General features: G+C 68.3%; 26 protein-coding genes. 16 read left to right on the top strand and 10 right to left on the bottom strand.

Annotation, left to right across the window (positions count from 1 at the left end; translation table 11 throughout):
• Positions 1-3: 3 nt before the first annotated feature.
• The gene (locus OG474_RS06535) at positions 4-693 is read left to right on the top strand and encodes a hypothetical protein (protein ID WP_405061295.1); all 690 of its coding nucleotides are present in this window, start codon (positions 4-6) and stop codon (positions 691-693) included.
• Between the two features lie 16 nt (positions 694-709).
• On the opposite strand, the gene OG474_RS06530 is transcribed toward OG474_RS06535, so the two are convergent.
• Positions 710-1,264 carry a TetR/AcrR family transcriptional regulator gene (locus OG474_RS06530; protein WP_405061294.1) on the bottom strand — a complete coding sequence of 185 codons (555 nt, stop codon included), beginning with the start codon at positions 1,262-1,264 and terminating at the stop codon, positions 710-712.
• 106 nt (positions 1,265-1,370) lie between these two features.
• Between OG474_RS06530 and OG474_RS06525 the strand changes: the two genes are divergently transcribed.
• Positions 1,371-1,781 (top strand): DUF4267 domain-containing protein, encoded by a 411-nt coding sequence (locus tag OG474_RS06525; RefSeq protein WP_405061293.1) that lies wholly within the window; start codon positions 1,371-1,373, stop codon positions 1,779-1,781.
• 19 nt (positions 1,782-1,800) lie between these two features.
• Here OG474_RS06525 and OG474_RS06520 read toward each other — a convergent pair whose 3' ends face one another.
• From OG474_RS06520 to OG474_RS06510, 3 genes are all read right to left on the bottom strand, one after another.
• Positions 1,801-2,751, bottom strand: coding sequence for a hypothetical protein (locus OG474_RS06520; protein WP_405061292.1), 951 nt, complete (start codon positions 2,749-2,751; stop codon positions 1,801-1,803).
• Between the two features lie 66 nt (positions 2,752-2,817).
• Positions 2,818-3,597, bottom strand: a complete 780-nt coding sequence (locus tag OG474_RS06515; RefSeq protein WP_405061291.1) for a GNAT family N-acetyltransferase — start codon at positions 3,595-3,597, stop codon at positions 2,818-2,820.
• A 17-nt stretch (positions 3,598-3,614) separates the two neighbouring features.
• Positions 3,615-4,445 carry an NAD(P)H-binding protein gene (locus OG474_RS06510; RefSeq protein WP_405061290.1) on the bottom strand — a complete coding sequence of 277 codons (831 nt, stop codon included), beginning with the start codon at positions 4,443-4,445 and terminating at the stop codon, positions 3,615-3,617.
• Between the two features lie 86 nt (positions 4,446-4,531).
• On the opposite strand from OG474_RS06510, the gene OG474_RS06505 reads away from it, so the two are divergent.
• Positions 4,532-5,248, top strand: a complete 717-nt coding sequence (locus tag OG474_RS06505; protein ID WP_405061289.1) for a helix-turn-helix domain-containing protein — start codon at positions 4,532-4,534, stop codon at positions 5,246-5,248.
• Here the strand turns inward: OG474_RS06505 and OG474_RS06500 are convergent, their stop codons facing one another.
• Complete coding sequence (locus OG474_RS06500) at positions 5,249-5,653, bottom strand: NUDIX domain-containing protein (RefSeq protein ID WP_405061288.1); 405 nt, start codon at positions 5,651-5,653, stop codon at positions 5,249-5,251.
• Between the two features lie 114 nt (positions 5,654-5,767).
• Between OG474_RS06500 and OG474_RS06495 the strand changes: the two genes are divergently transcribed.
• From OG474_RS06495 to OG474_RS06465, 7 genes are all read left to right on the top strand, one after another.
• Entirely contained in the window at positions 5,768-6,652 is an 885-nt protein-coding gene (locus tag OG474_RS06495; protein ID WP_405061287.1) for a PHP domain-containing protein, read from the top strand.
• A 5-nt stretch (positions 6,653-6,657) separates the two neighbouring features.
• Positions 6,658-7,266, top strand: a complete 609-nt coding sequence (locus OG474_RS06490) for a MarC family protein (RefSeq protein ID WP_405064547.1) — start codon at positions 6,658-6,660, stop codon at positions 7,264-7,266.
• Positions 7,267-7,279: 13 nt separating this feature from the next.
• Positions 7,280-8,140 (top strand): RecB family exonuclease, encoded by an 861-nt coding sequence (locus tag OG474_RS06485; protein WP_405061286.1) that lies wholly within the window; start codon positions 7,280-7,282, stop codon positions 8,138-8,140.
• Positions 8,141-8,376: 236 nt separating this feature from the next.
• Complete coding sequence (locus OG474_RS06480) at positions 8,377-9,210, top strand: alpha/beta fold hydrolase (RefSeq protein WP_405061285.1); 834 nt, start codon at positions 8,377-8,379, stop codon at positions 9,208-9,210.
• A gap of 332 nt (positions 9,211-9,542) precedes the next feature.
• Positions 9,543-10,340, top strand: coding sequence for an ABC transporter permease (locus tag OG474_RS06475; RefSeq protein ID WP_405061284.1), 798 nt, complete (start codon positions 9,543-9,545; stop codon positions 10,338-10,340).
• Positions 10,333-11,148: an ABC transporter permease gene (locus OG474_RS06470; RefSeq protein WP_405061283.1), complete on the top strand. Its 816-nt coding sequence runs from the start codon at positions 10,333-10,335 to the stop codon at positions 11,146-11,148. Before OG474_RS06475 ends, OG474_RS06470 begins: the two co-directional genes overlap by 8 nt.
• Before the next feature lie 3 nt (positions 11,149-11,151).
• Positions 11,152-12,102 (top strand): ATP-binding cassette domain-containing protein, encoded by a 951-nt coding sequence (locus tag OG474_RS06465; RefSeq protein ID WP_405061282.1) that lies wholly within the window; start codon positions 11,152-11,154, stop codon positions 12,100-12,102.
• A 2-nt stretch (positions 12,103-12,104) separates the two neighbouring features.
• On the opposite strand, the gene OG474_RS06460 is transcribed toward OG474_RS06465, so the two are convergent.
• Positions 12,105-12,419 carry a hypothetical protein gene (locus OG474_RS06460; RefSeq protein ID WP_405061281.1) on the bottom strand — a complete coding sequence of 105 codons (315 nt, stop codon included), beginning with the start codon at positions 12,417-12,419 and terminating at the stop codon, positions 12,105-12,107.
• Entirely contained in the window at positions 12,416-13,222 is an 807-nt protein-coding gene (locus OG474_RS06455; protein ID WP_405061280.1) for a hypothetical protein, read from the bottom strand. Before OG474_RS06455 ends, OG474_RS06460 begins: the two co-directional genes overlap by 4 nt.
• 201 nt (positions 13,223-13,423) lie before the next feature.
• Here OG474_RS06455 and OG474_RS06450 point away from each other — a divergent pair, with 201 nt between their 5' ends.
• The 5 genes from OG474_RS06450 (at position 13,424) to OG474_RS06430 (ending at position 19,767) form a co-directional block, all read left to right on the top strand.
• A complete protein-coding gene (locus OG474_RS06450) occupies positions 13,424-13,939 on the top strand; it encodes an RNA polymerase sigma factor (RefSeq protein WP_405061279.1) in 516 nt (171 codons plus the stop codon).
• Positions 13,936-15,018: a hypothetical protein gene (locus OG474_RS06445; RefSeq protein ID WP_405061278.1), complete on the top strand. Its 1,083-nt coding sequence runs from the start codon at positions 13,936-13,938 to the stop codon at positions 15,016-15,018. Before OG474_RS06450 ends, OG474_RS06445 begins: the two co-directional genes overlap by 4 nt.
• Positions 15,019-15,122: 104 nt before the next feature.
• Positions 15,123-16,646: a family 43 glycosylhydrolase gene (locus tag OG474_RS06440; RefSeq protein WP_405061277.1), complete on the top strand. Its 1,524-nt coding sequence runs from the start codon at positions 15,123-15,125 to the stop codon at positions 16,644-16,646.
• Positions 16,643-18,757 carry a hypothetical protein gene (locus OG474_RS06435; protein WP_405061276.1) on the top strand — a complete coding sequence of 705 codons (2,115 nt, stop codon included), beginning with the start codon at positions 16,643-16,645 and terminating at the stop codon, positions 18,755-18,757. Before OG474_RS06440 ends, OG474_RS06435 begins: the two co-directional genes overlap by 4 nt.
• 11 nt (positions 18,758-18,768) lie before the next feature.
• The gene (locus tag OG474_RS06430) at positions 18,769-19,767 is read left to right on the top strand and encodes a hypothetical protein (protein ID WP_405061275.1); all 999 of its coding nucleotides are present in this window, start codon (positions 18,769-18,771) and stop codon (positions 19,765-19,767) included.
• Positions 19,768-20,958: 1,191 nt separating this feature from the next.
• Here the strand turns inward: OG474_RS06430 and OG474_RS06425 are convergent.
• Positions 20,959-21,837 (bottom strand): alpha/beta fold hydrolase, encoded by an 879-nt coding sequence (locus OG474_RS06425; protein WP_405061274.1) that lies wholly within the window; start codon positions 21,835-21,837, stop codon positions 20,959-20,961.
• 93 nt (positions 21,838-21,930) lie between these two features.
• Between OG474_RS06425 and OG474_RS06420 the strand changes: the two genes are divergently transcribed.
• Complete coding sequence (locus tag OG474_RS06420) at positions 21,931-22,683, top strand: ParA family protein (RefSeq protein WP_405061273.1); 753 nt, start codon at positions 21,931-21,933, stop codon at positions 22,681-22,683.
• Between the two features lie 6 nt (positions 22,684-22,689).
• Here OG474_RS06420 and OG474_RS06415 read toward each other — a convergent pair whose 3' ends face one another.
• Together OG474_RS06415 and OG474_RS06410 are read right to left on the bottom strand one after the other, a co-directional pair.
• Positions 22,690-23,610, bottom strand: coding sequence for a DUF4349 domain-containing protein (locus tag OG474_RS06415; RefSeq protein WP_405061272.1), 921 nt, complete (start codon positions 23,608-23,610; stop codon positions 22,690-22,692).
• Positions 23,611-23,730: 120 nt separating this feature from the next.
• Positions 23,731-26,595, bottom strand: a complete 2,865-nt coding sequence (locus tag OG474_RS06410; RefSeq protein ID WP_405061271.1) for a DEAD/DEAH box helicase — start codon at positions 26,593-26,595, stop codon at positions 23,731-23,733.
• Between the last annotated feature and the right edge of the window lie 227 nt (positions 26,596-26,822).

The raw sequence follows: 26,822 nt of genomic DNA, 5'->3' as shown, positions 1-26,822 counted from the left end.
GCGATGACCGGACACTGGCTCGCCGATCCCGGGTACCAGCCCGAGACGCCGGGTGCGATGAGGTTCTTCCTCCAGCCGCAGGCCGCGCCGGGGGAGTTCGCCCAGGTCGGAGTGCTGCGGCGGCGTGAGCTGGCGGGGTACAGCGAGCTCGAGTACGAGTTCGCTGTCGGCGGCGGTTCCGTGGTCGGCGTCCTGTACTGGATCCCGGAGCACAGCTTGGTCGCGACGAGCTTCGGCACGACTCTGCAACCCGTCCGCCGGCTGATCTTCGGCCCGATGACCGATCGGGGCCGGGAGCAACTTGTCGCCGAGTTCGACCAGTCGCGGCCGACGTTCATGACGGCGATCAGGAACGGGCTGAATCTCGCCTTCCAGCTGGGTGGCTTCTACACCTATGACGACAAGGCCGACGCGTCGCGCAAGGTCCTGCTCGCTTTCCGGCTGCCGGATCCGGAGTCGGCCGAGTTGCTGGCCGGCCGGAATGCCGACGCCTGCGCAGAGCTTCTCGCCGCGAGCCTGCGGATCTGGTTCGAGGTGCAGCAGCCGATCAATTCCGCGGCCTTCGTCCAGAGCGGCCCGGAGTGGGAGTGGGACGAGATCGCGCGCAGCGTCGGCAAGAGTGCCAAGTGGGTCGTCGAGAACGTCGACAACATCAAGACGGTCCTGCAGTTCGTCCGTTCGGTGACCGGCTAGCTGTACTGGCGCTGTCCTAGCCCGTCACCAGGCGGACGAGGTGGGCGATGCGGTCGGAACGCTGCGCCGGCCGCAATCTGCGGTCCTGGTTGAGGGTCGCTTGACCGTGCAGGGCGCTCCAGAAGACCTCGGTCCGCGTCTCCGCGTCGCCGTCCGCGTAGGGCTCCACGGCGGCGCGCAGTTCGCCGAAGGTTGCCTTCAGGATCTCCGGGCTTTCCTCTGAGCCGAAGACGAGGTCGGTCCGGCGTGTGAAGATCGCCGCATAGACGGCCGGGTGGGCTTCGGCGTACCCGAGATAGGCCTCGGCGAGCCCGCGCAATCCGTCCGCCTCCCGGGCTTTTCGCAGTACGGCGGCCAGCTCGGCGATCCCGTCGAGCGCCACGGCCGTGACGATCGCCTGCATGTTCGTGAAGTGGCTGTAGAGCACCGGCTGGCTGTACTCGACCGCTTCGGACAGCCGCCGCGTGGTGACGGCGTCCCAGCCGTCGGCCTCGGCAAGCTCACGCGCGGCGCGCACGATCAGCGCACCCCGCTCCGCACGGGCCCGTTCACGACGATCCTGGGTTGGCATGGGCTCATCGTAGCAATGCTAGACAGTCTAGCGGCGCTAGACAATCTAGCAACCGCAATGTTAGCGTCGCTAGGAAAGTTAGCAACGCTAGAAACTGGAGACCACGATGCGCCGCTTCACCACCGTCCTGACCATCCTGCTCGGCCTCTTCCCGCTCACCTTCGGCACCCGCTTCCTCTTCGACGGCACCGGCGCCGCCGCAGGCTTCGGCATCACCGCGGCCGCCGGCGGCTTCTTTCCGGTCAAAGGCATCCGCGACATCGCCCTGGGCCTCGTGGTCCTGGCCCTCTTCGCCCTAGGCCAGCGCCGCCCGACGGGCATCATCCTGGCCGTCATCGCCATCGTCCCCATCACCGACGCCATCGTCGTAGCCACCCACGGCGGCTCCCTGGCCACCGCCCTCCTGATCCACGCCCTAACCGCCGCCGTAATGCTCTTCGACGCCACCCTCCTCCTCCGCGAACCCCACGCCACCCCCGAAACCGCAGCTTTGCGGGGTTCTGCTGTCTCTCCGTGACCGCAGGTCCCCGCAAAGCTCAGCGGACCGGGCACGAGGGCCCGCAGGGGCGGGCCTTGAGGGTCGGGGTGCGGTGGCGTAGGGACCGGACGACTTGGACGGCGGCCGCGCACGGCCTGCTCGTGATGTCGAACCAGCCGTAGCGCAGCGTCGCTTCGCCCCGCATCGTCGCCCGGTTGTCCCGATCCAGGTCTCGCCACCGCTGCTGCGGCACCAGGTGTAACCGCCCGTCCAGCTCGACGCTCAGCCCGTCATAGAACACATCGGTGTACTCGCCATCCACCGCCCGCTGTCGCACCCCGGTCGGCAGTCGATGCCGTCGTTCGACATTGTTCAGATAGCGCAGTTCCAGTAACGAATGCGTACCCGCCGCCACGTCCGCGATGATCGGCCGCAGTTCCCGCCGATGGCGCAATCGCGGCCGGTCCTCCAGGCCGACCAGTAGATCGGCGGCGGTCACCCGTCCGCTCTGGCACGCCTCGGCGATGATCGCGGCCGCCTGATCCAGCGTTCGGGAGCTGCCCACCACATCGAGCACAGCATGCGCCGCCGTACGTCGAGGTGGGACTGCTCTCGCGAGGCGATCGGCCCAATGCCTGTCCCGGTGGACCACGAGCCCAGGTCGCGACGCGATCTGCTGGCGCTCCGGAACCGTCACATGCACGGGCCGGCCATCAGCCGGCTTGATCAGCCCGAGCTGTTCCGCTGCCGTGTGGTGACTCCATGCAGCAGCCGGCCCCGCGTAAAGCAACGCCGCGAGCAGGAGTCCGTCATGCCCGACGGGACCGGTATGGGCGACGTAGACCGCGGGATGCACGACCTGCCAGCGCCGTGCGCGCAGCGGCTGCCGGATCCGCGCCTCGGACCACCCCGCCGCGAACAGTTGCGCCCGCGACACGATCCGGTCCTGCTCATGGATCAGCACGTCCAGTCCTTCGTCGGCAAGCTGCCGTTCCCACCACCAGTCCACCCATCCAGCCTGACCGATCTCCGCCCACCGCGTCAGAAGCCCTGTGGATAACTGCTTTGCGGGGATCTACTGCCTGTCAGAGGCAGTAGATCCCCGCTGATCGAGCTCGTAGAGGTTGATGGTGCAGTGGGGGCGGAAGCCTAGGGAGGTGTAGACGGAGAGTCCGGCGGGAGAGGAGCCGAGTACGGCGTACTCGGTGTCGGTGCGGGTCAGGGCTTCGTGGGTGAGGGCGGCGCCGATGCCGCGGCGGCGGGCTTCGGGGACGGTCATGACGAAGTAGACGCCGGCTACGGAGGCGGCCAGGAAGACGGTGATCGTGCCTACCGGGGTGCCGTTGAGGGTGGCCAGGTAGTGGCGCCAGGGGTCGGCGTAGCCGAGGGTGCGGTAGACCGAGGCGACCCAGCGGGCCTCCTTCTCGCCTTCGCCGAAGCCTCGACCGAGGGTGTGCTCCCAGACGGCCAGTCCGGCGTCGTCGGTGATCCGCTCGAGCGACAACCCCGGTACGGCGGTTGGCGCGACCAGCTCGGTCCGGGCGACCGCCATACCGGGTTCGCTGCCGCCGTCGGTGAAGCCGGCGGCGAGCAGACGATCGCCGAGGTCAGGGGTTCGCAGGGACGGCCCGACGTGCCAGCAGCCGGGCACGCCGTACCGGCGGAGCTCGGCCACTGATTCAGGGATCGCCCGGTCCAGGTCCCCGGCCGCGACGACCGCGTTGTGGTAGTCGAGCGGCGACCCGCCGATCGTCCACCGGGCCGTCGCGTCGTCGCGCTGCGAACCGCCTCCGGCCGCGCCCATCGTCATCAGCAGTTCGGCGAGGTTCTCCTCGATCGCTCGTACGACGTCCATCGGCCCAGTCTGCTTGATCAGGAGAACAATTCGCGATGGGTTTCCAGCCACCCGCGGAAGCTGCCGGCCGGCCGGCCGAGCACCCGCTCGACATCGGTCGTGAGGGTCCGCTCCCCGCCGGACCGAATCAGCTCCGACCCGTTCACCATCGTGGAGACGATCAGCTCATCGACACCAGCCGCCCGCATCTGCTCCGCGGCAACCTCGATCGGTACGTCGACCACCGCGACCGTCCGCCCGATCACCTCCGACAGCTGTGCCACCTGGTCCGGCACACTCAGGAACTCCGGGCCGGACAAGGTATAGACCTGCCCGTCGTGGTCCGAAGACAGCAACGCCTCGGCCGCGACCGCGGCGACGTCGCGCGGGTCGACGAAGGCATGCCGCCCGGATCCGGTCAGGTTCGGGACCGGCTGACCGGCCTGGATCATGGGCGCCCACCGCAGTGCGTTCGATGCGAACCCGGTCGGCCGCAGCAGCGTCCACGCCACCCCACTCGCGCGAACCGCCGCCTCACCCGCCTGGTGCCACTCGGCGGCCGCACCTCCGACCCCGATCGCCGACAGCTTGACCACCTTCCGTACGCCGTCGATCGCCCGCAGCATGGCCAGATCATGCTCAGGCACCGACCCACCCGGCGCGCTCAGCAGGAAGACGGCATCCACTCCAGCAGTTGCCTTCCGCAACGAGTCGGCATCCTCGAAATCACCTTGTACGACGTCGACTCCGGCGACTGGTTGCATCCGGCCCGGATCCCGGGTCATCGCCCGGACCGGTACGCCCCGAGCAGTCAGTTGCCGGACGAGCTCACTTCCGATGGTGCCGGTGGCACCCGAGATCAGGATCATGCGCTCACCCTGCGCGGTACGCCGTACTCCGGGATAGGAAGTTTCGGTACTACGCCCGCCCGTCATCACCTGGCTACGCTGGACCGGTGCGCACCCTCGAGCCCTGGCTGGACGGCATCAGCCGGCAGCAGACCAACGAACCGGTCACAGTGCTCCCGCCCGATCCGGCGACCACGCTGCTGTGGCGAGTGACGGCAGCCGGGGCGAGCGACGTACTGGTGATCGGTCCGCGGACCAAAGCGTCGTACCCGACGCCCAAGTCCCTCCCGGTCTGCGTGCGGTTGCGGATCCGGCCCGGCCGCGCGACCGCGTTGCTGGGGGTGGCTGCCGATGAGCTGGCTGACCAGGTGATCCCACTGGCCGACCTGATCGGTCCCTCCGCGGATCGGCTCGGCGAGCGGCTCGGGCTGCTGCGGGACGAACCCCAGCGGGGCATCGACGTACTGGGCGACTATCTGCTCGCCAGACTCCCGGAGCGCTTACCGACCAGGTATGAGCTGGTCGGTGCCGCGGTGCAGGAGTTGGCTGGTGGGACCAGCACCGCTGCGACAGCGGATCACCTCGGAGTGAGTGAGCGCTATCTGCGCCGAGTCTTCCGGCAGGCGGTCGGGGTGTCGCCCAAGCACTTCGCCCGGATCAGCCGGGTGCGGGACGTCATCGGGCGGCAGCGGTCGTCCTGGTCCGTCACCGCGGCAGAGACCGGGTACGCCGATCAGTCGCATCTGATCGCGGATTTCCGCTCGCTGATGGGCGTCACGCCCACTGCCTTCGCCGCGGGCCGGGTCCCGGTCACCGCCTGCTGATCAGCTGGGAAGCGCGTTCCACTGGTCCAACGTGGAAATGAGCAGGGTGGTGGTGGGGAGGGCGAGGAGTTCGGAGCGGGTGACGAAGCGCGCGTCGGTGGCGTCGTCGCCGGGGGTGAGGGTGCCGGCGACGGGTGTGGCCTCGTAGTCGCGGATGACGTAGAGACGGCCTTGTGGGGCTGCGCGTTCGACCTCGCCGACCAGCGTGCCGACCTCGACCGTGAGCCCGGTCTCCTCGGCCACCTCGCGAGCCACCGCGGTGGGATCGTCCTCACCCGGTTCGACGCGACCGCCGGGCGGGGCCCACAGGCCGCGGCCGGGTTCGTTGGCGCGGCGGACGACGAGCAGGCGGCGTTGCTCGTCGTACACGAGTGCTCCCACACAGTCGATGCGGTCCGGATCCATGGCAGGCAGAGTAGGCGGTGTTAGCCACAATCGGCAGATCCGGGGGTGATCGGCGGATAGCATCCCTACTGACAGATGTCCATGTCAGGCACGTCGAAGGGATCCCAACCGCTCGTGCGCATCGATCTGCACACCCATTCGAACCGCTCGGACGGTACCGATCCGGTGGACGACCTGATCACCCATGCCCAGCAGGCGGGGCTCGATGTGATCGCGCTCACCGATCACGACACCGCCGACGGCTGGACGGAGGGGCGGCTGGCGGCGGAGCGGCTCGGGGTCGGGTTCGTGCCGGGGATCGAGATCTCCTGCAAGCTCGACGGAATCAGCGTGCATCTGCTCGGCTACCTGCTGGATCCGTCGTCGGAGCAGTTGGCCGCGGAGCTCCGGACGGTCCGCGGCGGCCGGACCGACAGGATCCCGGCGATTGTTGCCCGGCTCAACAGCATCGGTGTCGCGGTGACCGTCGGCGAGGTGCTCGCCCAAGCGACCGGTACGCCGTCGGTCGGGCGGCCGCACGTCGCCGACGCATTGGTTGCCAACGGCACGGTTGCGAACCGGACCGAGGCCTTCGACCGGTTCCTGGCCGACGGCCGGGCCGGTCACGTCTCGCACTACGCGATCGAGCCCGGGCACGCGATCGACCTGGTCCGTGAGGCCGGCGGGGTGCCGGTGATCGCGCATCCGTGGGGCCGGTCCAGCTACAAGGTGATGACCGAGGACATGATCGCGCGGCTGGTCGGCGAGCACGGCCTGGCCGGGATCGAGGTCGAGCACCAGGACCACTCGCCGCAGTCCCGGGCCGCGCTGACCCGGATCGCGGATGACCTCGGCATCATCCGGACCGGTTCGAGCGACCACCACGGCGCCGGGAAGATCGACCACGATCTCGGGGTGAACACGACCGACCCCGAGCAGTTCGAGCGGCTTCTCGAGGTCGCGAAGGCGAATGCGGCCGCCGCGGTCGGCGTACAGGTTCCCGAGGCGTTCCTGCCGTGAGCAGCATCATCAACTTCGGGCTGCTCAGTGAGGTCGTGGTCACGCTCTTCGTGATCATGGACCCGCCGGGTACCGTCCCGGTCTTCATCTCGCTGACCGCCGGGCAGTCCCGTGCGGTGCGCAAACGCGCTGCCTGGCAGGCGGTGCTGGTCGCGTTCGGCGTGATCGTGGTGTTCGCGGCGTTCGGTCAGCAGATCCTGCACCACCTCGGGATCACGCTCCCGGCCCTGCAGTGCGCGGGCGGTCTGCTGCTTCTGCTGATCGCGTTGCAGTTGCTGACCGACACCGCCGAGGACCCGGTCCAGACCAAGAACGTCAACATCGCCTTCGTCCCATTGGGTACGCCGTTGCTGGCCGGCCCGGGTGCGATCGTCGCCACCATGGTGTTCGTGCAGCGCGCCGACGGGGCGCTGCCGGATGTGGTCGCGATCTCGGTCGGCATCATCGCGATCCACCTGATCATGTGGCTGACGCTCCGGTTCTCCGGGCTGATCATGCGCCTGCTCGGTGAGAACGGCGTCCTGCTGGTGACGCGGATCGCCGGTCTGCTGCTGAGTGCGATCGCGGTCCAGTTGGTCGCGGACGCGGTGAGCGACTTCATCAAGGCCGGGTGACGTGCTTCCGGACATGCCGACGCGGTTGTTCACCGCGACACCGACCAAGCTGATGACGTTCGCGGACTGCAAACGCAAATACCGCTACACGTATCTCGAGCGGCCGCGCCCGCCGAAGGGTCCGCCCTGGGCGCACAACACGGTCGGCGGCATCGTTCACGAGGTGCTCGCGGACTTCTTCGGCCGCTGGCCGGCTGCCCGCCGTACGCCGGACGAGGTCGTCACCCGCATCCGGGAAGGCTGGCGGAACGAGGGTTTCCGGGACGAGGCCCAGTCGCTGGAGTGGCGTGATCGCGCGACCGAGATGGTGCTCGGCTACCTGCGGGACTCCGACCCGTACTACGAACCACGCGGCGTGGAACGCACAGTCGCCTTCACCACCTCGCGGGCCTCCCTGCGCGGCCGGATCGACCGCATCGACGAACGCCCGGCCCGTTCCGGCGACGGGACTGAGCTGGCCATCGTCGACTACAAGACCGGCCGCCGCCCCCTCACCTCGACCGACGCCCGCTCGTCCCTCGCCATGGCGCTCTACGTCCTCGGCGCCCGCCGCGTCCTGCACCGCCCCTGCACCCGCGTCGAGCTGCACCACCTCCCCACCAACACCATCGTCGCCGCCGACCACGACGAAGACTCCCTCGCCCGCCACCAACGCCGCGCCGAGTCCATCGTCGATGACGCCTCCGCCGCCGAATCCCGCTGGGCCGAGGGCCTCACCCCCGCCGAAGCCGACGAAGCCTTCCCACCCGAACCCTCTCCCCTCTGCGGCTGGTGCGACTTCGCCCGCATCTGCCCCCAAGGCCGCCGAGTAGCCCCACCCCGAGACCCCTGGTCCGCCCTGGAAGACCTCTCACCCACCGAAGACCCCGACTAACCCCGCCGTACCAGCCCTCCGCCCTCCCCGCCCTTTCGCAACGTCCGAAGATCCGGAGACGGAGCCTTCCGATCGTTCGGACGTTAACCGCGGGTCTTCGTAACGTCCGAAGATCCGGAGACGGGGCTTGCCGATCGTTCGGACGTTGTGGGATTGGGGCGTGCCAGCGGGGTGTGCGTGGCGTGCCAGCGGGTGGGGGGAGGGTGGGGGCAACGAGCGGAGAGGGGTTGGGTGCGATGGGTACCAAGACGGTGAACAAGCTGGCTGTGCCGGGCGCGACGCTGCACTACGAGGTGACTGGTTCGGGGCCGGTGCTGTTGCTGATCGCCGGTGGTGGGACGGACGCCGGGATCTTCGACGGGATCGTCGGCCGGCTCGCCGCGGACTACACGGTCGTCGCGTACGACCCGCGGGGTTGCTCGCGCAGTTTGTACGACGGCGGCGCGGCCGACGAGCGAGTTGACCAGTCAGCCGAGGACGCGCTGGCCCTGATCGATGCAGTCGGCGGGACCGAACCGGCGTACGTGTTCGGGAGTAGTTCGGGTGCGATCACCGGCCTCGAACTGATCACCCGGCACCCCGACCGGGTGCGGCTGCTGATCGCGCACGAACCCCCGGCCGTCGAGGTGCTGCCCGACGCGGCCGACCACCGGGCGTTCTTCGAGCAGGTCCACGACACCTACCGGACCGACGGCGTCCAGGCCGCCGACGTCCTGTTCAGCCGCGGCATCGGCACCGACGAGGACGAGCCGCCGAAACCGGAGGACCTGTTCCCGGAGGTGCTGGAGATGTTCCTGCGCTTCCAGGCCAACGCGGCCAACTTCTACGAGCACAAACTGCTCCCGTTCACCCGCTACCGGCCCGACCTGGTCGCGCTCAAGGCGGTTGCCGCCCGCATCGTCCCCGCCGCCGGCGCCGAGTCGATCGAGCACCTCCCGGCCCGCCCGATCCAGCAGATCGCCGAGGACCTCGGCTGGCCCGTCGTCACCTTCCCCGGCCACCACGCCGGATATATCGAGCACCCCGAGCAGTTCGCCACCCTCCTCGCCCGCGTCCTCGAGTCCGACTGATCCCCCGGCCGGCCGGAGTCTGAGGGGTCTCCGGCCGGCCCGGTTCGTCGGTAAGAACACGTACTACTGCCTCGATCCGCCGTGCCGGGACGACCGGAAACGATTCCGGCCGGACCACTCCGTGTCGTTCCCGACGCAAACCCAGTTGACGCCCACGCCGCGGCCGTCGTACGGTCGGCATCTTTCCTTGACAAAATGGCGTGGGATCACCCACGCCTGCCACAGTGGTGTCCGAACCCCCGGGTCCTGACGGATCCGGGGTAGTTCTGCGTGCTGCTGTGACATTCAGGGGCTGTCGGACACCGCTCTTGAGGTTTTGAGAGGAGGTTGCCGTGGGCGTCTATTGGGCGATCGCCATCCGGTCGTTCCGACGCTTCTCGACGTACCGGATCGCGACTGTGTCCGGCGCGTTCACCAATTCCGTGTTCGGATTCATCCTCTGCGGGGTGTATCTGACGTTGTGGCACGAACGACCCGGACTCGGCGGGTACGACGTCAATGACGCGCTGACGTTCGTGTGGCTCCAGCAGGGTTTGCTGCTGCCGATCGGGATCTTCGGCGCGAGTACGACGATCGAGCTCGGGGAACGGGTCCGGAGCGGCGAGATCGCGGTCGATCTGTACCGGCCGACCCATCTGCTGGTGTGGTGGTTGTCGATGGACCTCGGCCGGGCGATGTTCCAGCTGATCGTGCGGGGCGGGCTCCCGTTGCTGGTCGGGGCCCTGGTCTTCGATCTGCGCTTTCCGTCCGGCGTGGTGGCGTGGCTGGCCGTTGCCGTCGGCCTCGTGTTCGCGATCCTGGTCAGCTTCGGGATCCGCTACCTGGTCGCGTTGTCGGCGTTCTGGATCACCGACTCCCGCGGGATGGAGGCGGCCGCGATGATGGTGTCGCTGTTCTTCTCCGGCACGATCCTGCCGCTGGTCGTGTTCCCGGGCTGGTTCGGAGAGCTGGCGCGGGCGACGCCGTGGGCCGGCACGCTGCAGGTGCCGATCGACATCTGGCTCGGCCGGAACCCGAACGGTATCGGCGGCGCGCTGCTCTTCCAGCTCGGCTGGATCCTGGTGCTGTTCCTGGCCGGCCAGTTGCTCACCCAGTTGGCGATGCGCAAGGTGGTGGTCCAGGGTGGTTGAGCGAATCATGCAGGCTCCGGGACAGTTCTGGATGCTCGCGGTGATGTGGATCCGGTCGACGCTCGCCTATCCGGCGTCGTTCGCGCTGATGATGGTCACCGGGATCCTGATCACGATCACGGACTTCGTCGCGGTGCTGCTGATGTTCAGTCATATCAACGCCTTCGGCGGCTTCTCGCTGGCGGAGATGGCGTTGCTCTACGCAACTTCCTCGCTGACGATGGGGATCGCCGACCTGGTCGTCGGGAAGACCGAGCAGGTCGGGCGGCGGATCCGCAGCGGTTCGCTGGACTCCTACCTGGTGCGCCCGGTGCCGGCGATCATCCAGACGGCGGCCGACGAGTTCCGGCTGGACAAGATCGGGCGGGTGCTGCAGGCACTGGTCGTGCTGGTGATCGCGCTGGCTCACATCGACGTCGACTGGAATGTTGCCAAAGGCATCATGCTGGTCGTGGGCACGCTCTCCGGCGCGCTGATCTTCGGCTCGTTCTTCGTGCTCGGCGCGGCCTTCCAGTTCATCGCGATCGACTCCGCCGAGCTGGCCAACTCGTTCACGTACGGCGGGCGGACGCTGACGCAGTACCCGTTGACCGCCTTCGGGAAGGACATCGTCCGGGCCGTCACGTTCGTCGTACCTCTTGCCTTCGTCAACTTCTATCCGGTCCTCTATGTGCTGGGCAAACAGGCCCCGCTGGGTCTGCCCTCGTGGATCGGTCTGCTGTCCCCGCTCGCCGCTGTGGTGATGGTCGCGTTCGCGGCCCTCGGCTGGCGCGGCGGTCTTCGTCGCTATCGCAGTACAGGGAGCTGAATCGTGCCAGTCATCGAACTAGAAGACGTGTCGCGGGCCTTCACCGTCACGTCCCGGAACGGATTGCGCCGGACCAAGCGCGAGGTGCGCGCGGTCGACGGTCTGTCGTTCAGCGTCGAGCCGGGCGAGGTCGTCGGCTACATCGGCCCGAACGGCGCCGGGAAGTCCACCACGATCAAGATGCTCACCGGCATCCTGGTCCCGAGCAGCGGCGCGATCCGGGTCGCCGGCGTCGACCCGTCCAAGCATCGGCTCAAGCTGGCCAAGCGGATCGGCGTCGTCTTCGGCCAGCGCACCACATTGTGGTGGGACCTCCCGCTGAAGGACTCCTTCGCGGTCCTGCAGAAGATGTACGGCGTCCCGATCGCCCGGCACCGCGAGAACCTGGCCACCTTCGTGGAACTGCTCGACCTCGGCGACCTGCTCGACGTACCGGTCCGTCAGCTCTCACTGGGCCAGCGCATGCGCGGCGACATCGCGGCAGCGCTCCTGCACGACCCCGAGATCGTCTATCTCGACGAGCCCACCATCGGGCTGGATGTCATCAGCAAGGCTCGTCTGCGCGAGTTCCTTGCCGAGGTCAACGCGGAACGCAAGATCACCGTCATCCTCACCACTCACGACCTGGATGACATCGAGGCCCTCTGCACCCGCGTCATGGTCATCGACCACGGCCGCCAGATCTTCGACGGAACCCTCCCGACCCTCCGAGCCAGCCAGTCCGCCCCCAGAACCCTGGTCGTGGACCTGGCCACCTCTCTCCCACCCATCGAGGTCCCCGGCGCGACCGTCACCAAGGTCGACGGCCCCCGCCAGCACCTGACCTTCCCCCCGACAACCAGCGCGGCTCCGTTGGTGGCTCACCTGGCCGCCAACTACCCCCTGGCCGACCTGACCATCGCCGAACCCACGATCGAATCCATCATCACCCAGCTCTACACCCCGACCTCCTGACCTCAGGCGAGGTCGGCCACCAGCGAGGCGAACACCACCTCGGGGTGCATCGCGCTCTCGTCCGCGCGCCAGCGCGCGAGCGAGTCCGCGAGCTCGACCTCGTCCACCTGCCCCACCCCGCTCCGGATCGCCCGCTCCGCCTCCGCGATCCCGATGTCGACGTACTGCAGCTCGTTCAGGAAGAAGTAGTCGTGCCGGGCCCCGTCGTTGCGATGAAACTTCCCCGTGTTCCCGACATAGGTCCAGACATCCTCATCCACCAACGCGCCCACCCACAGCACGTCCGCCCCGTCCTTGATGAAGAACAAGCGAGTCATCGGGTGATCCCTTCCTGTCGCTGCAGGCTCGGCTGCCGCGGCCGTGGTGCGTCGCTGGTCGGCGTGCGCTCGCCGCACGCGGCCCGGGCGGCTTGCCCACCGTAACCAAGGGCGCGGACCGGGACTCCGCCCAGCTCGCTGAGATCGCCGATCCCGGTGGGCTGGGTCATCGCGCTGGACAGCTCGATGCATTCGCGCCGGGCGGCGGCGCGGACCTCGGGAGGTTGGCTGGTGTCCCGCTCGATCTCGTACAGCGAGGTGGTCTGCTCCTTGATGTCGATCGACTCGGCCGAATGCATCTGCAGCTCATAGCGCTGGTCATAGCTCTGCAGGAAGGCGTGCAGACCCTTGTAGCGGCTCCCATCGACGTACGAGTGCCGGGCGCCGGCTACCTCGGCCTGCTGAGCCTTCAGCCGGTCGATGGTCCGGACGGCCGCGGCCGTGAGCTGATCGGGTCGGGCGACGGCAGCTGTGTAGCGAAGGACGTCCTCAGGAGACCTGCCGGTCCGCTGGTAGAGGTCGTGGTACCTGACGAGCTTGCGGGCCAGCGACTGCGGCGACTTCAGCCGGTTCTTCAGCTGGTACGGCGTTGCCTCGGTCCCGATCGCGGTGAGCACGGCGCGGGTGATCCGTGGTTCGGCCTCAGCCGCCTTGGCGAGCAGCCGCAGACTCTCCGCCGCGGCTCCTTCGCCGTACTGTGCTGCGAGCTCGGCCTTGCTCGGCATCCGGTCGCCCCAGTCGAGTCGGCCATGGGCCGCGCTGACCCAGGCATGCAGGTCGGCCGGCTCCGGCAAATCCCTCACCCCGGACATCGTTTCCCTTCGGCTCGAACGGTTCGTCCTTCGACGGTAGGGAGTTCGGCGGGGGCTGTGGGGTGGGATTCGGGATCTGTGGATAACTCGGGGTGGTTACGAAGGGTCGGGTGCGGGTGACTTGGGGGTGACGGTGTCGTTGAAATGTGGGTTGGGACCCAACCGAAGTGGGATTCGAGGGGTAGAACAGGTATGCCGACGTTGACGGGTGAAGCCTTGGTGGCCGCGGGGCCGCCGGGGGATGGGCCCGGCTTTGTCGAGTGGGTGCGGCCGCATGTGGGGGCGATGGCTCGGTTGGCGGGCCGGTTGGGCCTGGGCGCCGACCGGGACGACATCGTGCAGGAGGCCTTGGCGCGAGCCTGGGCCAAGCGCGGCCAGTACGACGGGAGCCGGGGGACCGCCTCGGCGTGGTTGCTGGCGATCACGGCTGACCAGGCGCGGAAGGCCGCGAAGCGCGTGCGGCCGGCCGGGGTGCTCGAGGAGTACGACGGGCCGGGGGTGCGGCCTGATGTCGAGGGGCGGATCGATGTCGGTCAGGCGCTGGCGGAGTTGCCGGCGCGGCAGCGGCTGGCGGTCGACTGTTTCTACTTCGCGGATCTGTCGGTCGCCGACACGGCCGCGGTCATGGGGTGTTCCGAGGGCACCGTGAAGTCCACGTTGTCCGATGCGCGGGCCCGCCTGCGCACATTGCTGGAGGTCAGCGAATGAATCCGATCGACGAGGTCGACGACCTGCTGGTGCGGTCCGGGGCGCAGTGGCGTTCCGAGCAGCCGTCGGCACCCGAGCCGGATCTGGAGCGGATCACCGGCGCGCGGCCGCGGCGCTGGGTGCCGGCGCTGGCCGCGGCCAGCATCGTCGCGGTGGCGGCGGTCACGCTGACCGTGCTCCCGGGCAAAGGCAACGCACCGGCCGCCGCTCCGCAACCCGGCCCGGCGACGCTTCCGGCAGCCGCAGCGACCCCCGAGATCGCCCAGTCGTTTGCCGACGGCAACCAACGCACCGGTTCGGGCGACGACCTGCTGGTCCGCGACGGCAGCAAGGTGCGGGTGAGCGGCGAGGTGATCGCGGCGCCCAACACCGCGCCGGTCTTCTGCCCGTCACGCCCGGTCCCGATGATCGGCTACCGGCCAGGCAAGGCCCCGGCCCCCACTTGTCCGGAGGGACTCAAAGTCACGCTGAAGGGCGTGGACGTGAGCCGCCTGACCGACCTCGTGACCATCCACGGCGTCCAGACCGGCCGCGCCGCGCTCACCGGCATCTGGACCGGCCGGACGATCGCCGTTCAGGTGCAGACCGCGCCGATCCCGGACCGCGACCTCGTGACCCCGCCGCTCCCGTGCCCGCCGCCGAAGGGCGGTTGGCCGGCGAAGCCGAGCAATGTGCAGGACCCCAAGGTCGCGCAGTTCCTCGACAAGCACCGTGACCAGGCCTTCGGTCCCGCCGTCTACCACCCGTACGGCGAGGGCCGGACCAAGCCGGTCGTCGTCTTCGTGGGAGTCGCGCACGGCGACCGCGCGGCGTTCCGGACGGCGTTCGAGCAGGTCTACGACGGCAACCTCTGCGTGGCCCCGGTCCGGTTGAGCCAAGGGGACGCCGACCGGCTCTCCACCAAGGTGGCCGGCCTGATGAACCGCAACGACCTCGGCATCACCGCGTCGTACACGCAGATGGACGGTGCCAGCGAGAACGTCCGGCTACTGGTCTACACGGATTCGGTGAAGTCGGCGCTGGCCCCGGTCGGCCTGGAGAACCTGCGGATCGAGCCCGCCGTGCAGCCCGTCCCCTGACGGCCTGCTGAAAGTGGTCTTCGAGCAGGATCGAAACACCGGACGGGCCCGTCCTCGCCGTGTCATCGTGTGCGCATCGACACGATGGGTGAGGTTGGTGACGCATGGCCAGAGTGCTGTCCGGGCTCGTAGTAGGGGCATCGCTGGTGCTCTCGGCGTTCTTGCCGATCACCAGCGACGCGGCTCCGGCGCCGACGCCACAGTCGCGGGCCCAGGCGCCGGCCGACGTCCTGCCGGCCCGCCCGAACACGGTCCGCAATCCGATCCGGGAGAACGCCGCCGACCCCTGGATGGTCTTTGCCGAGGGCAACTACCACCTGCTCTACACGCACGGCGACAAGCTGGTCGGCGTTTCGGCCCCGTCGGTCGCGGGTCTTGCGACCGCCGCCCAGCAGACCCTCTGGCAGCCGCCGCCGCGGCCTGATCAGGCCTGCTGCAACCTGTGGGCGCCGGAGATCCATCAGCTCGACGGCAAGTGGTACCTCTACTACACCGCCGACAACGGCACCGACTCCCAGCACCGGATGTTCGTCCTCGAGGCCGATCATCCGATGGGACCGTACACGTTCAAGGCCAAGCTGGACACCGGCGACTTCCACTCGATCGACGGCAGCGTCATGAAGCTGCCCGACGGCCGCCTGTTCCATCTCTGGTCGAGCGGCCGCGCCAACGGCCAGAACCTCTACATCGCCCCGATGAGCAACCCGTGGACCATCAGCGGCCCGCCGGCGTTGCTCACGACCCCGGACCAGTCCTGGGAGCAGAACGGCCGCAAGGTCACCGAGGGCCCGGTCTCGCTGATCCACAACGGCAAGGTCTACATCTACTACTCCGCGAGCGCCTGCGAGTCGCCCGACTACTCGCTCGGCGCCCTGGAGCTGACCGGCTCCGATGTCCTCAGTCAGTCCTCGTGGACCAAGTCGACCGGCCCGGTCTTCAAGCGCAACGACGCCGGTTGGGTCTTCGGCACCGGTCACCACGGCTTCTTCACCTCGCCTGATGGCAAGGAGACCTGGATCGTCTACCACGGCGTCACCAGCTCGAACGGTTCGCCGGTCGGCAGTTGCAGCGCGGGTCGCGCCGTACGGATCGGCAAGGTCTCGTACGACGCCGCCGGGCGACCGCAGCTCGGCGTACCGAAGGCTGCGTGGGAGTCGGTCACCCTGCCGAGCGGCGACCCGGGGGCCGACATCCTTGCCGATGGCACCTACAAGCTGTCGCCGAAGAACAACCCGCAGAACCTGCTCGAGGTCGCTTCCTGCTCGACGGCCGACGCGGCGAACGTGCAGGTCTGGACCGCCGGCGGCGCCGCCTGCCAGCAATGGAAGATCAGCTACAACGGCGACGGGTCGTACAAGGTGCTCGCCAATCACAGCGGGAAGGCGCTCGACGTCGCCGGGTGCTCGGCCGCCAACCACGCCGACGTGATCCAGTGGCCGTACTGGGGTGGTGACTGTCAGGAGTGGTACTTCGATGCTCTCGGCAACGGGTACTACAAGGTGACCTCGAAGATCGGCGGCAAGACGCTGGAGGTGGATGCCTGCTCGACCGCGGCCGGGGCTGACGTCCGGGTTTGGCCGTACTGGCAAGGCGCCTGCCAGCAGTGGAAGCTGGAGAAGGTCGGGTGAAGCGCTGGGTGGCGCTGATCGCGGCGGTCGCGCTCGCAGTCGGTGGGCAGCAGGCCATGGCTAAGCCGGGGTTGCAGCTCCCGGATGTGAAGACCCGGACGAAGGGCATCATCCCGCCCGGCGGCGTACTGACCTCGAAGACCGGTGGGAACACCGTCGACGCGGAGACTCGCGAGACCAAGCCGCGCGCCGACGGCCGGTACCACTACGACTCGCCCAAGCTGATCCAGCGACTGCAGGCGATGAACGTGAACACGTACCTGTTCGGGATCTGGGAGTCGCCGACGGACTGGGACGACCTGCGCAGCGAGTTCGCGCCGCTCGCCCGGGCGGCCGGGATCGACGTCTGGGTGGACCTGGTTCCGCCGTCGGAGTGCCAGGCGGACCGCGCCGAGGGTCCGTATCTGGAGGGCTATTGCTCGCGTCCTTTCAAGCTCGACTTCATCGCTTGGGCGCGCAACATCGCGACGCTCTCGCTGCAGTACCCGAACATCAAGGCCTGGCAGATCGACGACTTCCTGGTCGGTGACAACAGCAAGCTGTTCACGACCGCGTACCTCGGGCAGATCAAGGCGACCCAGGACGCGATCAACCCGAACCTGGGCTTCCTGACCACGATGTACCGATGGGACTACACCGACGAGCACCTGGACAAACTCGCGCCGTACATCGACGGGGTCCTGTTCCCGTATCTCGGTGGTGCCCAGAGCACCACGGATCCGCGCTTCGTCGCCACCCAGATGGACGAACTGATCGCGAAGCTGAACCCGCGGCACCTCGACCTGATCCTGCTGCTCTACACCGACCGCTTCCTGGATGCGGCGCTACCACCGAGCCCCGAGTACGTCGCGGAGTCGCTCAAGCAGGCGATGCCGTATGCCGCGGACGGGCGGATCGGCGGGATCGTTGCCTATGGCGCCCCGGTCAACCACGACCGCCGGCAGACCGTTGCCTCGAACAACCTCGCCCAGACGGGTGACGGGCGGTTGAGCTTTGCCCAGGGCAACTACACGACCGCGGATCCTGGTGGGTTCAGTGAGGCGTACCAGCAGGTCACCGTCGATCCGTCGGCGACGAGCTATAGCTTGCGCTTTGCGACCTACGACCAGATCAGCCGGACGCCGGCGAAGTCGGGCAAGCTCTACAAGGAAGTGCTGATCGACGACCAGGTGGTCTGGCGATCGGATGTCGCCGACGAGTTCAGGTTCACCTGGGCGCCCGCCTCGGTCGACCTGACCGCCGCCTTGCGCGGCAAGACCAGCGCGAAGCTGAGCCTGAAGCTCTACGTCCAGAATGCGGCCAACTTCCCGATCGACGTCGGCTTCGACAGTCTCGTCCCGACCGGCTTCACAGTGCCGAACTTCGGTTTCGAGGACGTGAACCCGGCCACCCGCGGCTGGCAGTTCAAGCAGCAGAGCCCGGTCATCTACGGCGCGATCGAGAAGGTCACACCGCAGCAAGCCAAGGACGTGTACGACGTGATCGCGGCCGCGTTCGGTGGCCAGCAGCGGCCTGCGGTGCCGACCACCCCGTCCACGCCGATCCCGGGTGACCTGCCGACGACAGGTACGGCGTACCAGCCTGGTGGTGTGGGGACGATCCGCAACAGCGCGATGTACGGCAAGGGCCGGCTCAGCCTGTTCGTGCCGGAGCGGACGGCGACCGGGACGGGCGCCTGTATCTGGGCCGAGCAGCGGATGGCCGTCGACCCGAACGCGCCGCGGTACGAGATCTCCTGGTGGGACTACGACGGACTGTCGGCGGACCTCAAGGGCTACCACCTGAAGCAGGTGACGATCGTGACGTCGAAGGGCAAGAAGCTGCTCAGCAATCTCGACGCGGCCGAGGCGCCGAAGCTGTGGATGAACGGCCAGGGCAACTGGGGCGCGATCGACGTCAGCGAGTTCGCCCGCGGGGAGTCGTCCGTGGTGCTGCAGTTCGCGTTGTGCGAGCAGCAGGGCGTCGGCGACTACCTGATCGACGTCGGGTACGACGAGATCGAGGCCGTCGGGCTCACCGTCACCAACGGCGGGTTCGAGCAAGGAACTACCGGGTGGACCATCGTCAGCCCGCATCCGGGCATGAAAGCCCAAGTTCTCACCGCCAACTGAGAGGACCACCAGTGATTGCGAAGCTCGCCGCGGCAGCATTAGCCCTGTCCGCACTGACCGTCCCGGCCCACGCCGCGACCACAGGCTGCACGCTGAACGTCTTGCAGCCTGCTCCGGAGACACCGGCCAACGGAACCGCCTGGGTGACCGCAGGCGACGACACCGGGCGCTATCTGCTCGGTGAAAGCACGCTCAAGGACCACTCCGCGATGCGGCCGGTCCTGTGGGATGACGGCGTGCCGAAGTGGCTCGACAAGCAGCCCGAGTTCCACAGCCAGGCGGTGGACGTCAACAACGACGGCATGGTGGTCGGGTACACCGGGGACGCGACCGGTGGCAGTCACCCCTGGACGTGGTCCGGCGGCTCCTACAAGGACCTTGCTGGACCGGCCGGTGTGGAGGACCTGACTGTCAGCGCGATCAACAACCGAGGCGACATCGCCGGGTACGGCTGGGACCCGGTGACGTTCAGCTTCGTCGGAGTGGTCTGGCCGAAGGGTGCTGATCCTGTCCGCCTGGATTCCAAGTGGTCGACCGTCGTGACCGACATCAGCGAGAAGGGCGTAGTGGTCGGCAACGTGCAGACGCCGACCGGGAACGCCGGTTGGGTCTGGAAGGACTGGCGGCTGTCCGGAAGCGAATTGCCGGTCAAGCAAGGCGAGTCGACCCGGGTGCAGGAGGTTCGCGGTGACTGGATCGGGGGCAAGGAGCAGCTCGCCGACGGCAGCTGGACCGGGCTGGTGTGGAATCTCGCCACGCTGGCCGTCGAGACGCGTGAGCGGCCGGTGAACTCGATCAACGCGAACGGCGACGTCGCGATCGAGCCGTCGCTGAACGAGGGATCCGTGATCATCAAGGCGGACGGCACGCGCATCGAGCTGCCGGAGTGGAGCAACATCAGCCACCTGCTCGACCGCGGCCGGATGGTGTCGGCGGGCGGGTACGACGGGCTCGGGCCGAGTCCGCGGGCAATCTCCTGGAGCGGCTGCTTCCCGCCCGACCACACCTGATTCCGGGCGTGCCCATTCGACCGACGTCGTCGCGCCGGCCGCCGCGGCGCGCCCTCTTGCTGCGGCGGCCGCTGTGGGGAAGGGCGCGGTTGGGTGGGACACGCTCCGGCAGCTCGACCGGCTGCCGTATCTCCGGGTAGGAGGTCTACGGAGTTCTGCTGCCGCTGGGAGCCTGTTGCGATTTGGCCGGCGGCGTCCTCCCCAAACTGGTTTGGGGAGGATTTGGGACCGATTCGGGGGGTGGATGCTCCCCGGTCCGCTCTCCGGGAGGAGGAGACTCTCCCCGAACCGATTTGGGGAGCGGGATCGCGACGGGTGATCGGTCGCTGTAGCTGAGGGCTTTGTCTGGCCAGGAACCCCGCCGTCCCGGATGTGCTCGTCCCGTCCCGCCGCTCGGATTCGGCCGGCGGCGTTCGCGGTGGCTGGTCGCCGCTGCGGCCGGATTTACTGAGACGGGTGGCTTGGGCTGGTCTGTGGCTGGGCCGGATGGTGCGGCCGGTGACCGAGGTTCCCCGTCGCCTGTGGCTGACGGGTTGTGGTTGCTCCCGACGATCAGGAGGCTTGCTAGCTGACCCGTCGGGGTGGTTGCTCCCGACGATGAGGAGGCCTGTCAGCTGACTCGCCGCCGCGGTTGACCACTGCGGTTCGGGTCACCTGCCTCGCCTGCCTGGCCTGCCTGGCCTGCGGAAATTTGGCTGGATATCTGTTCAAGTTGGCCCTTCTCTGCTCAAAATTTGAGGGGAGAACCAGCAACTTGCGGGGAGATCCCCTCGTTTTTCGGACCGCAACCGAAGCCCGGAAGCTCAAGCAGCGGGCGCGCGGTCACCGGCCTCGCCGTCCCCCTCAGCCACAGACCACGCCCGCTTAGCGCTTCAGTAAATCCGGCCGCGGCGGCGGCCAGCCACCGTGTGCGTGTCCGGCCTGTCCGGTACGGCGCGAATCGGGGCACTCCAACCCCGCAAAGGCGCGATGTGGGGCGCGTCCGCAGGTCCACGGAGTTCTACTGTCACGGAGCGGCAGTGATCATCCGTGAATCGTGCATCGCAGTGGCGAGTGCCTGGCGCCCAGCCGAGGCGGCGAGATGGGCGGCGCGTTCCCGCCCGATCCCTCGCTCCGGGGCACGCCCGCTCCTGCGTCGCGTGCTCCGCCCGCCCCTTTGTTGAGCAGCACTGCGGCGCAGGGGGCGCGGGTTTAGACCATGTTGGTGAACTGGGCTTGGTCGTGGAAGAAGTCGACCAGGAGGCGGGCGGTGGTGGCTGGTTGTTCGATGGCGGGGGAGTGGCCGGCGTCAGGGACCATTTGGGGCTGGATGCCTAGGCGTTCGGCTACGTCGTTCTGGACGGGGAGCGGCCAGCCGTCGTCGGTTTCGCCGTAGACGAGTTGGGTGCGGACGCCGGACTTCGCGAGTTGGTCGGTTTTGTCCACTGCTGTGGTCAGGTGGCGGGTGATCGCGGCCAGGCCGGCGGGGGTGTTGCTGATGAACCGTTTGCGGACGAACGCCGCGATCTCTTCCGGCGGGTCGACGTACCCGGGGTTCTTCGCGTCGTGCTCGAGCTTCAGGTCGTAGACCTGCTCGATCGGCAGGTTGTCCAGGCCGAACGCGAGCATCTGGAGCCCCTGCACGGTTTCCTCGTTGGTGAAACCGGCCGGTCCGGTGCAGAGCAGCGTGAGGGTGGAGAACACCGACGGATCGATGAGCACCGCCTCCCGTGCGACCAGTCCGCCGAACGAGTGCCCCACCAGTTGGCTGTAGCCGCCGAGGGCCTCGCTCATGGCTACTACGTCCGCGCCGAACTCCTCAAGCGTGTACGCCGAGGCCTCGCTCGGACCGGGAGTCTCGAACTGACCGCGCTGGTCAACAGCCACCGCAATCCAGCCATAGCGCGCCAGGTGGTCGAGCAGTGGAGTGAAGTCCTCCTTGCTGCCGGTCCACCCGGGGACGAGCAGTACGGTGCCGAGCGGCGTACCGATCTCGGGCTCTGCTCGCAGCGTCGCGAAGGAGCCACGGGCGGTCTCCAGAGTGGCTGGATGAACCCCGTCCGGCAGCGTCATGGTGCGTGGCGTACTCACAAGTCAAGAGAGTAGCCGTTCAACGTCGCAGTATTCGTCCGGACAGACACGGGCAAATGCACCGGGCGTTCCGTGGTGCGGCACAATGGCCGGGTGCCTCCTCGCACTCTCGCGGTTGCCAACCAGAAAGGCGGCGTGGCCAAGACGACCACCGTCGCCACGCTCGGTGCTGCCCTGACCGAGCTCGGGCAGCGGGTGCTGCTGGTGGACCTCGATCCGCAGGCGTGCCTGACGTTCTCGATCGGCATCGACCCCGAGGACCTGGACAAGTCGATCCACCACGTGCTGCTCGGCGGCGTGCAGGCGCGCGATGTGCTGATCGAGTTCGAGGAAGGGCCGGACTTGTTGCCGGCGACGATCGAGCTTGCTGCCGCCGAGGTGCAGCTGGCCCGCGAGAGCGGCCCGGAGCAGGTGCTGCGGACGGCCTTGCGATCGATGCGTTCGTCGTACGACTGGATCATCGTGGACTGCCCGCCGACCCTCGGCCTGCTGACGGTGAACGGGCTGTCCGCGGCGACCGAGGTGCTGATTCCCTTGCAGTGCGAGACATTGGCGCATCGTGGCGTCGGCCAGCTGCTCGACACCATCCACGATGTCCAGCAGTTGACCAACCCAGGACTCCAGGTGCTCGGCGTGCTTCCGACGCTGTACGACGGCCGCACGACCCATGCCCGCGCGGTCCTCGACACGATCGCCGAGACCTACTCGCTCGACGTGCTCGCCCCGGCGATCCCGAAGTCGATCCGGTTCGCCGAGGCGCCCGCGGTCGGCGAGACCATCCTCACCACCGCGCCGACCTCCCCCGGCGCCAAGGCCTACCGAGCCCTCGCCGCCTCCCTGCTCTAACCGGGGCTAGGCGGGGTTGGGGTCGGCCGGGGGCGGGGTGGTGGGAGCTGCCGGGCGGCGGAGGCGGCGACGGAACCACAGGATCGGTACGCCGATCAGCGCGAGCAGGATGGCGAACGGGAGAACGGCGCCCAGCGCGGTCGCCAGCGCGGAGAACGTGGCGGTGAACGCGTGCCACCCGCCCTTGAGACCGCCGAGGAAACCGCGATCCGGGTTGGTCACGACCGGTGGGGTGTCTTTGCTGGTCAGCGTCAGATTCAGAGTGGCCAGCTCGGTCTGGAGCGCGAGGTTCTTCTGCTTCGCGAGCAGTGCTTCGAGGTCTGCCTCGCGGCGCGTCAGCTCGGACTCCACCGAGACGATCTCGCCGATGGTGTTCGCCTTGGCGAGCAGTGCGCGCATCCGGTCCAGGCTCGCGCGCTGGGTACGGATCCGGCTGTCCACGTCGACGACCTGCTCGGTGACGTCGGTGGACTCCTGGTGGATCTGCAGCCGCTTCCCGAGGCCGGAAAGGCGCTCAACAGCGGTGTCGTACGACGTACTCGGCACCTTCAGCACGAGATTCGCCGTACTGACCCGGCCGCTCGGGTCGTCGCCGGTGTTCTCCGAGGCGATCTGGCCCTTGAGGCCGGTGATCACCGTGATGGCTTCCTGGCGACGCTTGTTGACGTCGTCGGCCTCGACAGTCAGTGAACCGGTCCTGATGATCGCGCGTGTCACGGTCGGCTGATCCGCGACCGGAGCCTTCGGCTGCGCCTGACCGCCTACTGCTTTGCCGCCGCTGTTGCCGACGGCACTCTCCGGCTGCTGCGCCGTGTCACCCCTGCTGCCACTGCCGTCACTCGCACTGTCACTGCCGCTCGCGCCGCAACCGGCCAGCAGCACCAGTCCAACGGCGGCCAGCACAGCTATCCCACCCTTGCGCCTCATCACCCAGCCCCTCTCGTGTGGTTACGTCCAAGGACGCACCACGAGGGGCTGGGTGTTGCAGCGCGAAGTCACCATTCGGCCACGCTTACGCGACGGTCAGGTCACTCCACCAGCTGAGGACTACCTCGCCGCCCGCTTGGCCGGCGTCTTCTTGGCCGCAACCTTGGCGGGTGCCTTCTTGGCGACCACCTTGGCGGGTGCCTTCTTGGCGACAGCCTTGGCGGGTGCCTTCTTCGCACCGACCTTGGCGGGTGCCTTCTTGGCAACAGCCTTGGCAGGTGCCTTCTTGGCCACGGCCTTCGCCGGTGCCTTCTTCGCAACCGCCTTGGCCGGAGCCTTCTTCGCCACCGTCTTCGCCGGCGCCGCCTTCTTGGTCGGTGCAGCCTTCTTCGCAACGGCCTTGGCGGGCGCGGCCTTCTTGGCGACAGCCTTCTTAGCCGGAGCTGCAGTCTTGCCAGCAGCAACCTTCTTGGCCGGTGCTGCCTTCTTGGCAACGGCCTTGGCGGGCGCTGCCTTCTTGGCAACGGCCTTCACGGGCGCGGCCTTCTTGGCGACAGCCTTCTTAGCCGGAGCCGCGGTCTTGCTCGCAGCAACCTTCTTGGCCGGTGCAGCCTTCTTGGCAACGGCCTTCACAGGCGCGGCCTTCTTGGCGACAGCCTTCTTAGCCGGAGCTGCAGTCTTGCCAGCAGCAACCTTCTTGGCCGGTGCAGCCTTCTTCGCAACAGCCTTGACCGGAGCGACCTTCTTGGCCGGAGCGGCAGCCTTGACCGGTGCGGCCTTCTTGACCGGAGCCTTCTTGGCCGGCGTCGCAACCACCGCGGTCTTCTTGGCGGTGGCCTTCTTCACCGGAGCCGGCGCAGCAGTGGCCTTCTTGGCAGCAGCCTTGACCGGAGCAGCCGTCTTCTTGGCAGCAGCGGTCTTGGCCGGAGCCGGAGCGACCGCGGTCTTCTTGGCGGCAGCCTTCTTGGCCGGTGCCGGAGCAGCCGCGACCTTCTTGGCCGGAGCCTCGACCGCAGCCTTCTTCGCGGGTGCCTTGGTGGTCGCCGCAGGCGCCTGGAACAGCGGAGCCTTCTTGGCCGGCGCCTTCTGCACAGGTGCCTTCTCAGCAGGTGCCTTCTGGGCCGGTGCCTTCTCGGCAACAGCAGGCGCCTTCTCCGCAACGGCCGGAGCCTTGGCAGCCTCAGGCGCCGCAGCCGCAGCAACCTCGGCTACCGGTGCTCCACCAGACGACCGACGCGAACGCTTCCGCCGCGACGGCCGCTCAGCACCATCCGCCACCGAAGCAGCAGAGCCCGAAGCAGCATTGCCACCCGAAGCAGCAGCCGGGGCAGTCGCCTGCACCGACTCAGCAGCTGCCGGAGCAGCGTCCTGGACCGGAGCAGCCGCCGTACCAGCTGAAGTTGCGTCGGTGGCTACTGTGCCCTCGACCGGACGATCCGTGCGGCGCTTGCGGTTGCGATTGCGCTTCCGCTTACGCTCACGCGGCACCTCGGTCGAGGTCGAGCCCGAGCCCGAAGTCGAGGTCGAGGTCGCCGTCACTGCCGCGGCCGCGGCCGGAGCCTCGCCGGCCTCGACGGCCGCCGGGACGTGGGTCTTGGTGGTGACGTCGGCGCTCTCCTCGACCGGCTGACCCTGACGGGTCCGCTTGCGCGTCCGGTTCCGCTTGCGGTCCCGGTCCTTGTCGCGGTCCCGCCCGTGCCCGTGGCCGTGACCGGACTCGGCCCCGTCCTCGGTACGGCGGTGCTTGTCGCGCGCCGGGCGCTCCGCACGGGGCTCGCGCTCCTCGCGGTCGGCGGCGGGCTTGATCCGGCCCTTCGCCTCGGTCGGGATGCCGAGGTCGTGGAAGAGCTCGGGCGACGTCGAGTAGATCTCCTGCGGGTCCTCGTACGGCAGGTCGAGGGCCTTGTTGATCGTCTTCCAGCGCACGATGTCCGCCCAGTCGACGAACGTCACCGCGATCCCGCTCGCACCGGCGCGGCCGGTCCGGCCGATCCGGTGGATGTAGGCCTTCTCGTCCTCGGGGCAGGTGTTGTTGATGACGTGCGTGACGCCCTCGACGTCGATCCCGCGGGCGGCGACGTCGGTGCAGATCAGCACGTCGATCTTGTCGCCGCGGAACCGGGTCAGCGCCCGCTCGCGGGCCTGCTGGTTCAGGTCGCCGTGGATCGCGGCGGCCTTGAAGCCGCGGTCGATCAGGTCGTCGGTCAGCCGGCCGGCCTCGCGCTTGGTCCGGCAGAAGATCATCACCCGGCCGCGGTCGTCGGCCTGCAGGATCCGGGCCACCACCTCGGGCTTGTCCAGATCGTGCGCCCGGTAGACGAACTGCGCCGTCGTCGGGACCATCTGGGTGTCCTCGTGGGACTCGGCCCGGATGTTCAGCGGGTGCCGCATGTGGGTGCGGGCCAGGCCGATCACGGCCGACGGCATCGTTGCCGAGAACAACATTGTCTGCCGCAGCTCGGGCGTCTTGCGCAGAATGCGTTCCACGTCGGGCAGGAAGCCGAGGTCGAGCATCTCGTCGGCCTCGTCGAGCACCAGGACCTTGATGTGGCTGAGGTCCAGGACACCGCGGTTGGCCAGGTCCAGCAGGCGTCCCGGCGTACCGACGACGACGTCGACGCCGGTCTTCAGCGCGTCGAGCTGGGGCTCGTAGGCCACCCCGCCGTAGATGGTCAGGATCCGCACCGTGCGGACGGTGGACGCGGTGACCAGGTCCTTGGCGACCTGGATGGTCAGCTCACGCGTCGGTGTGACGACCAGGGCCTGCGGCTTGCCCGGGGCGGCGAGCTCGGTGTAGTCGGCCTCGCCGGGGGAGATCGTGCGCTGGAGCAACGGAATACCGAAGCCGAGCGTCTTGCCGGTCCCGGTGCGGGCCTGGCCGATCAGGTCGGTGCCCATCAGGGCTACGGGGAGCGTCATTTCCTGGATCGGGAACGGCTCCACGATGTTGACGCGGTCGAGCGCGTCGCAGATCTCGGGCAGCACGCCGAGCTCTCGGAAGGTGGTCAGGCTGATCGCCTCTCACATGCTTGAACGGACAGTGGCCGGGCGCCAGAGGCGTGTGAAGCCTCGTCAGAAGAGGCGCGGGGACACTGTGCAAGCACCTCGCACCAGCGTGCCCATGTGGGCGCGTCACCGGCGAATCGCTCACCAGTGTAACCGCAACTTGCGTCATCGCCGTTCCGTGTGGTTTGTGCCACGGCACGCATCGG

Origin of the sequence: Kribbella sp. NBC_01505 (assembly GCF_045040285.1) — a bacterium.
GTDB lineage: Bacteria > Actinomycetota > Actinomycetes > Propionibacteriales > Kribbellaceae > Kribbella.
Note: the sequence above shows the minus strand (reverse complement) of the source record. Positions and strands in the feature narration are given on the sequence as shown.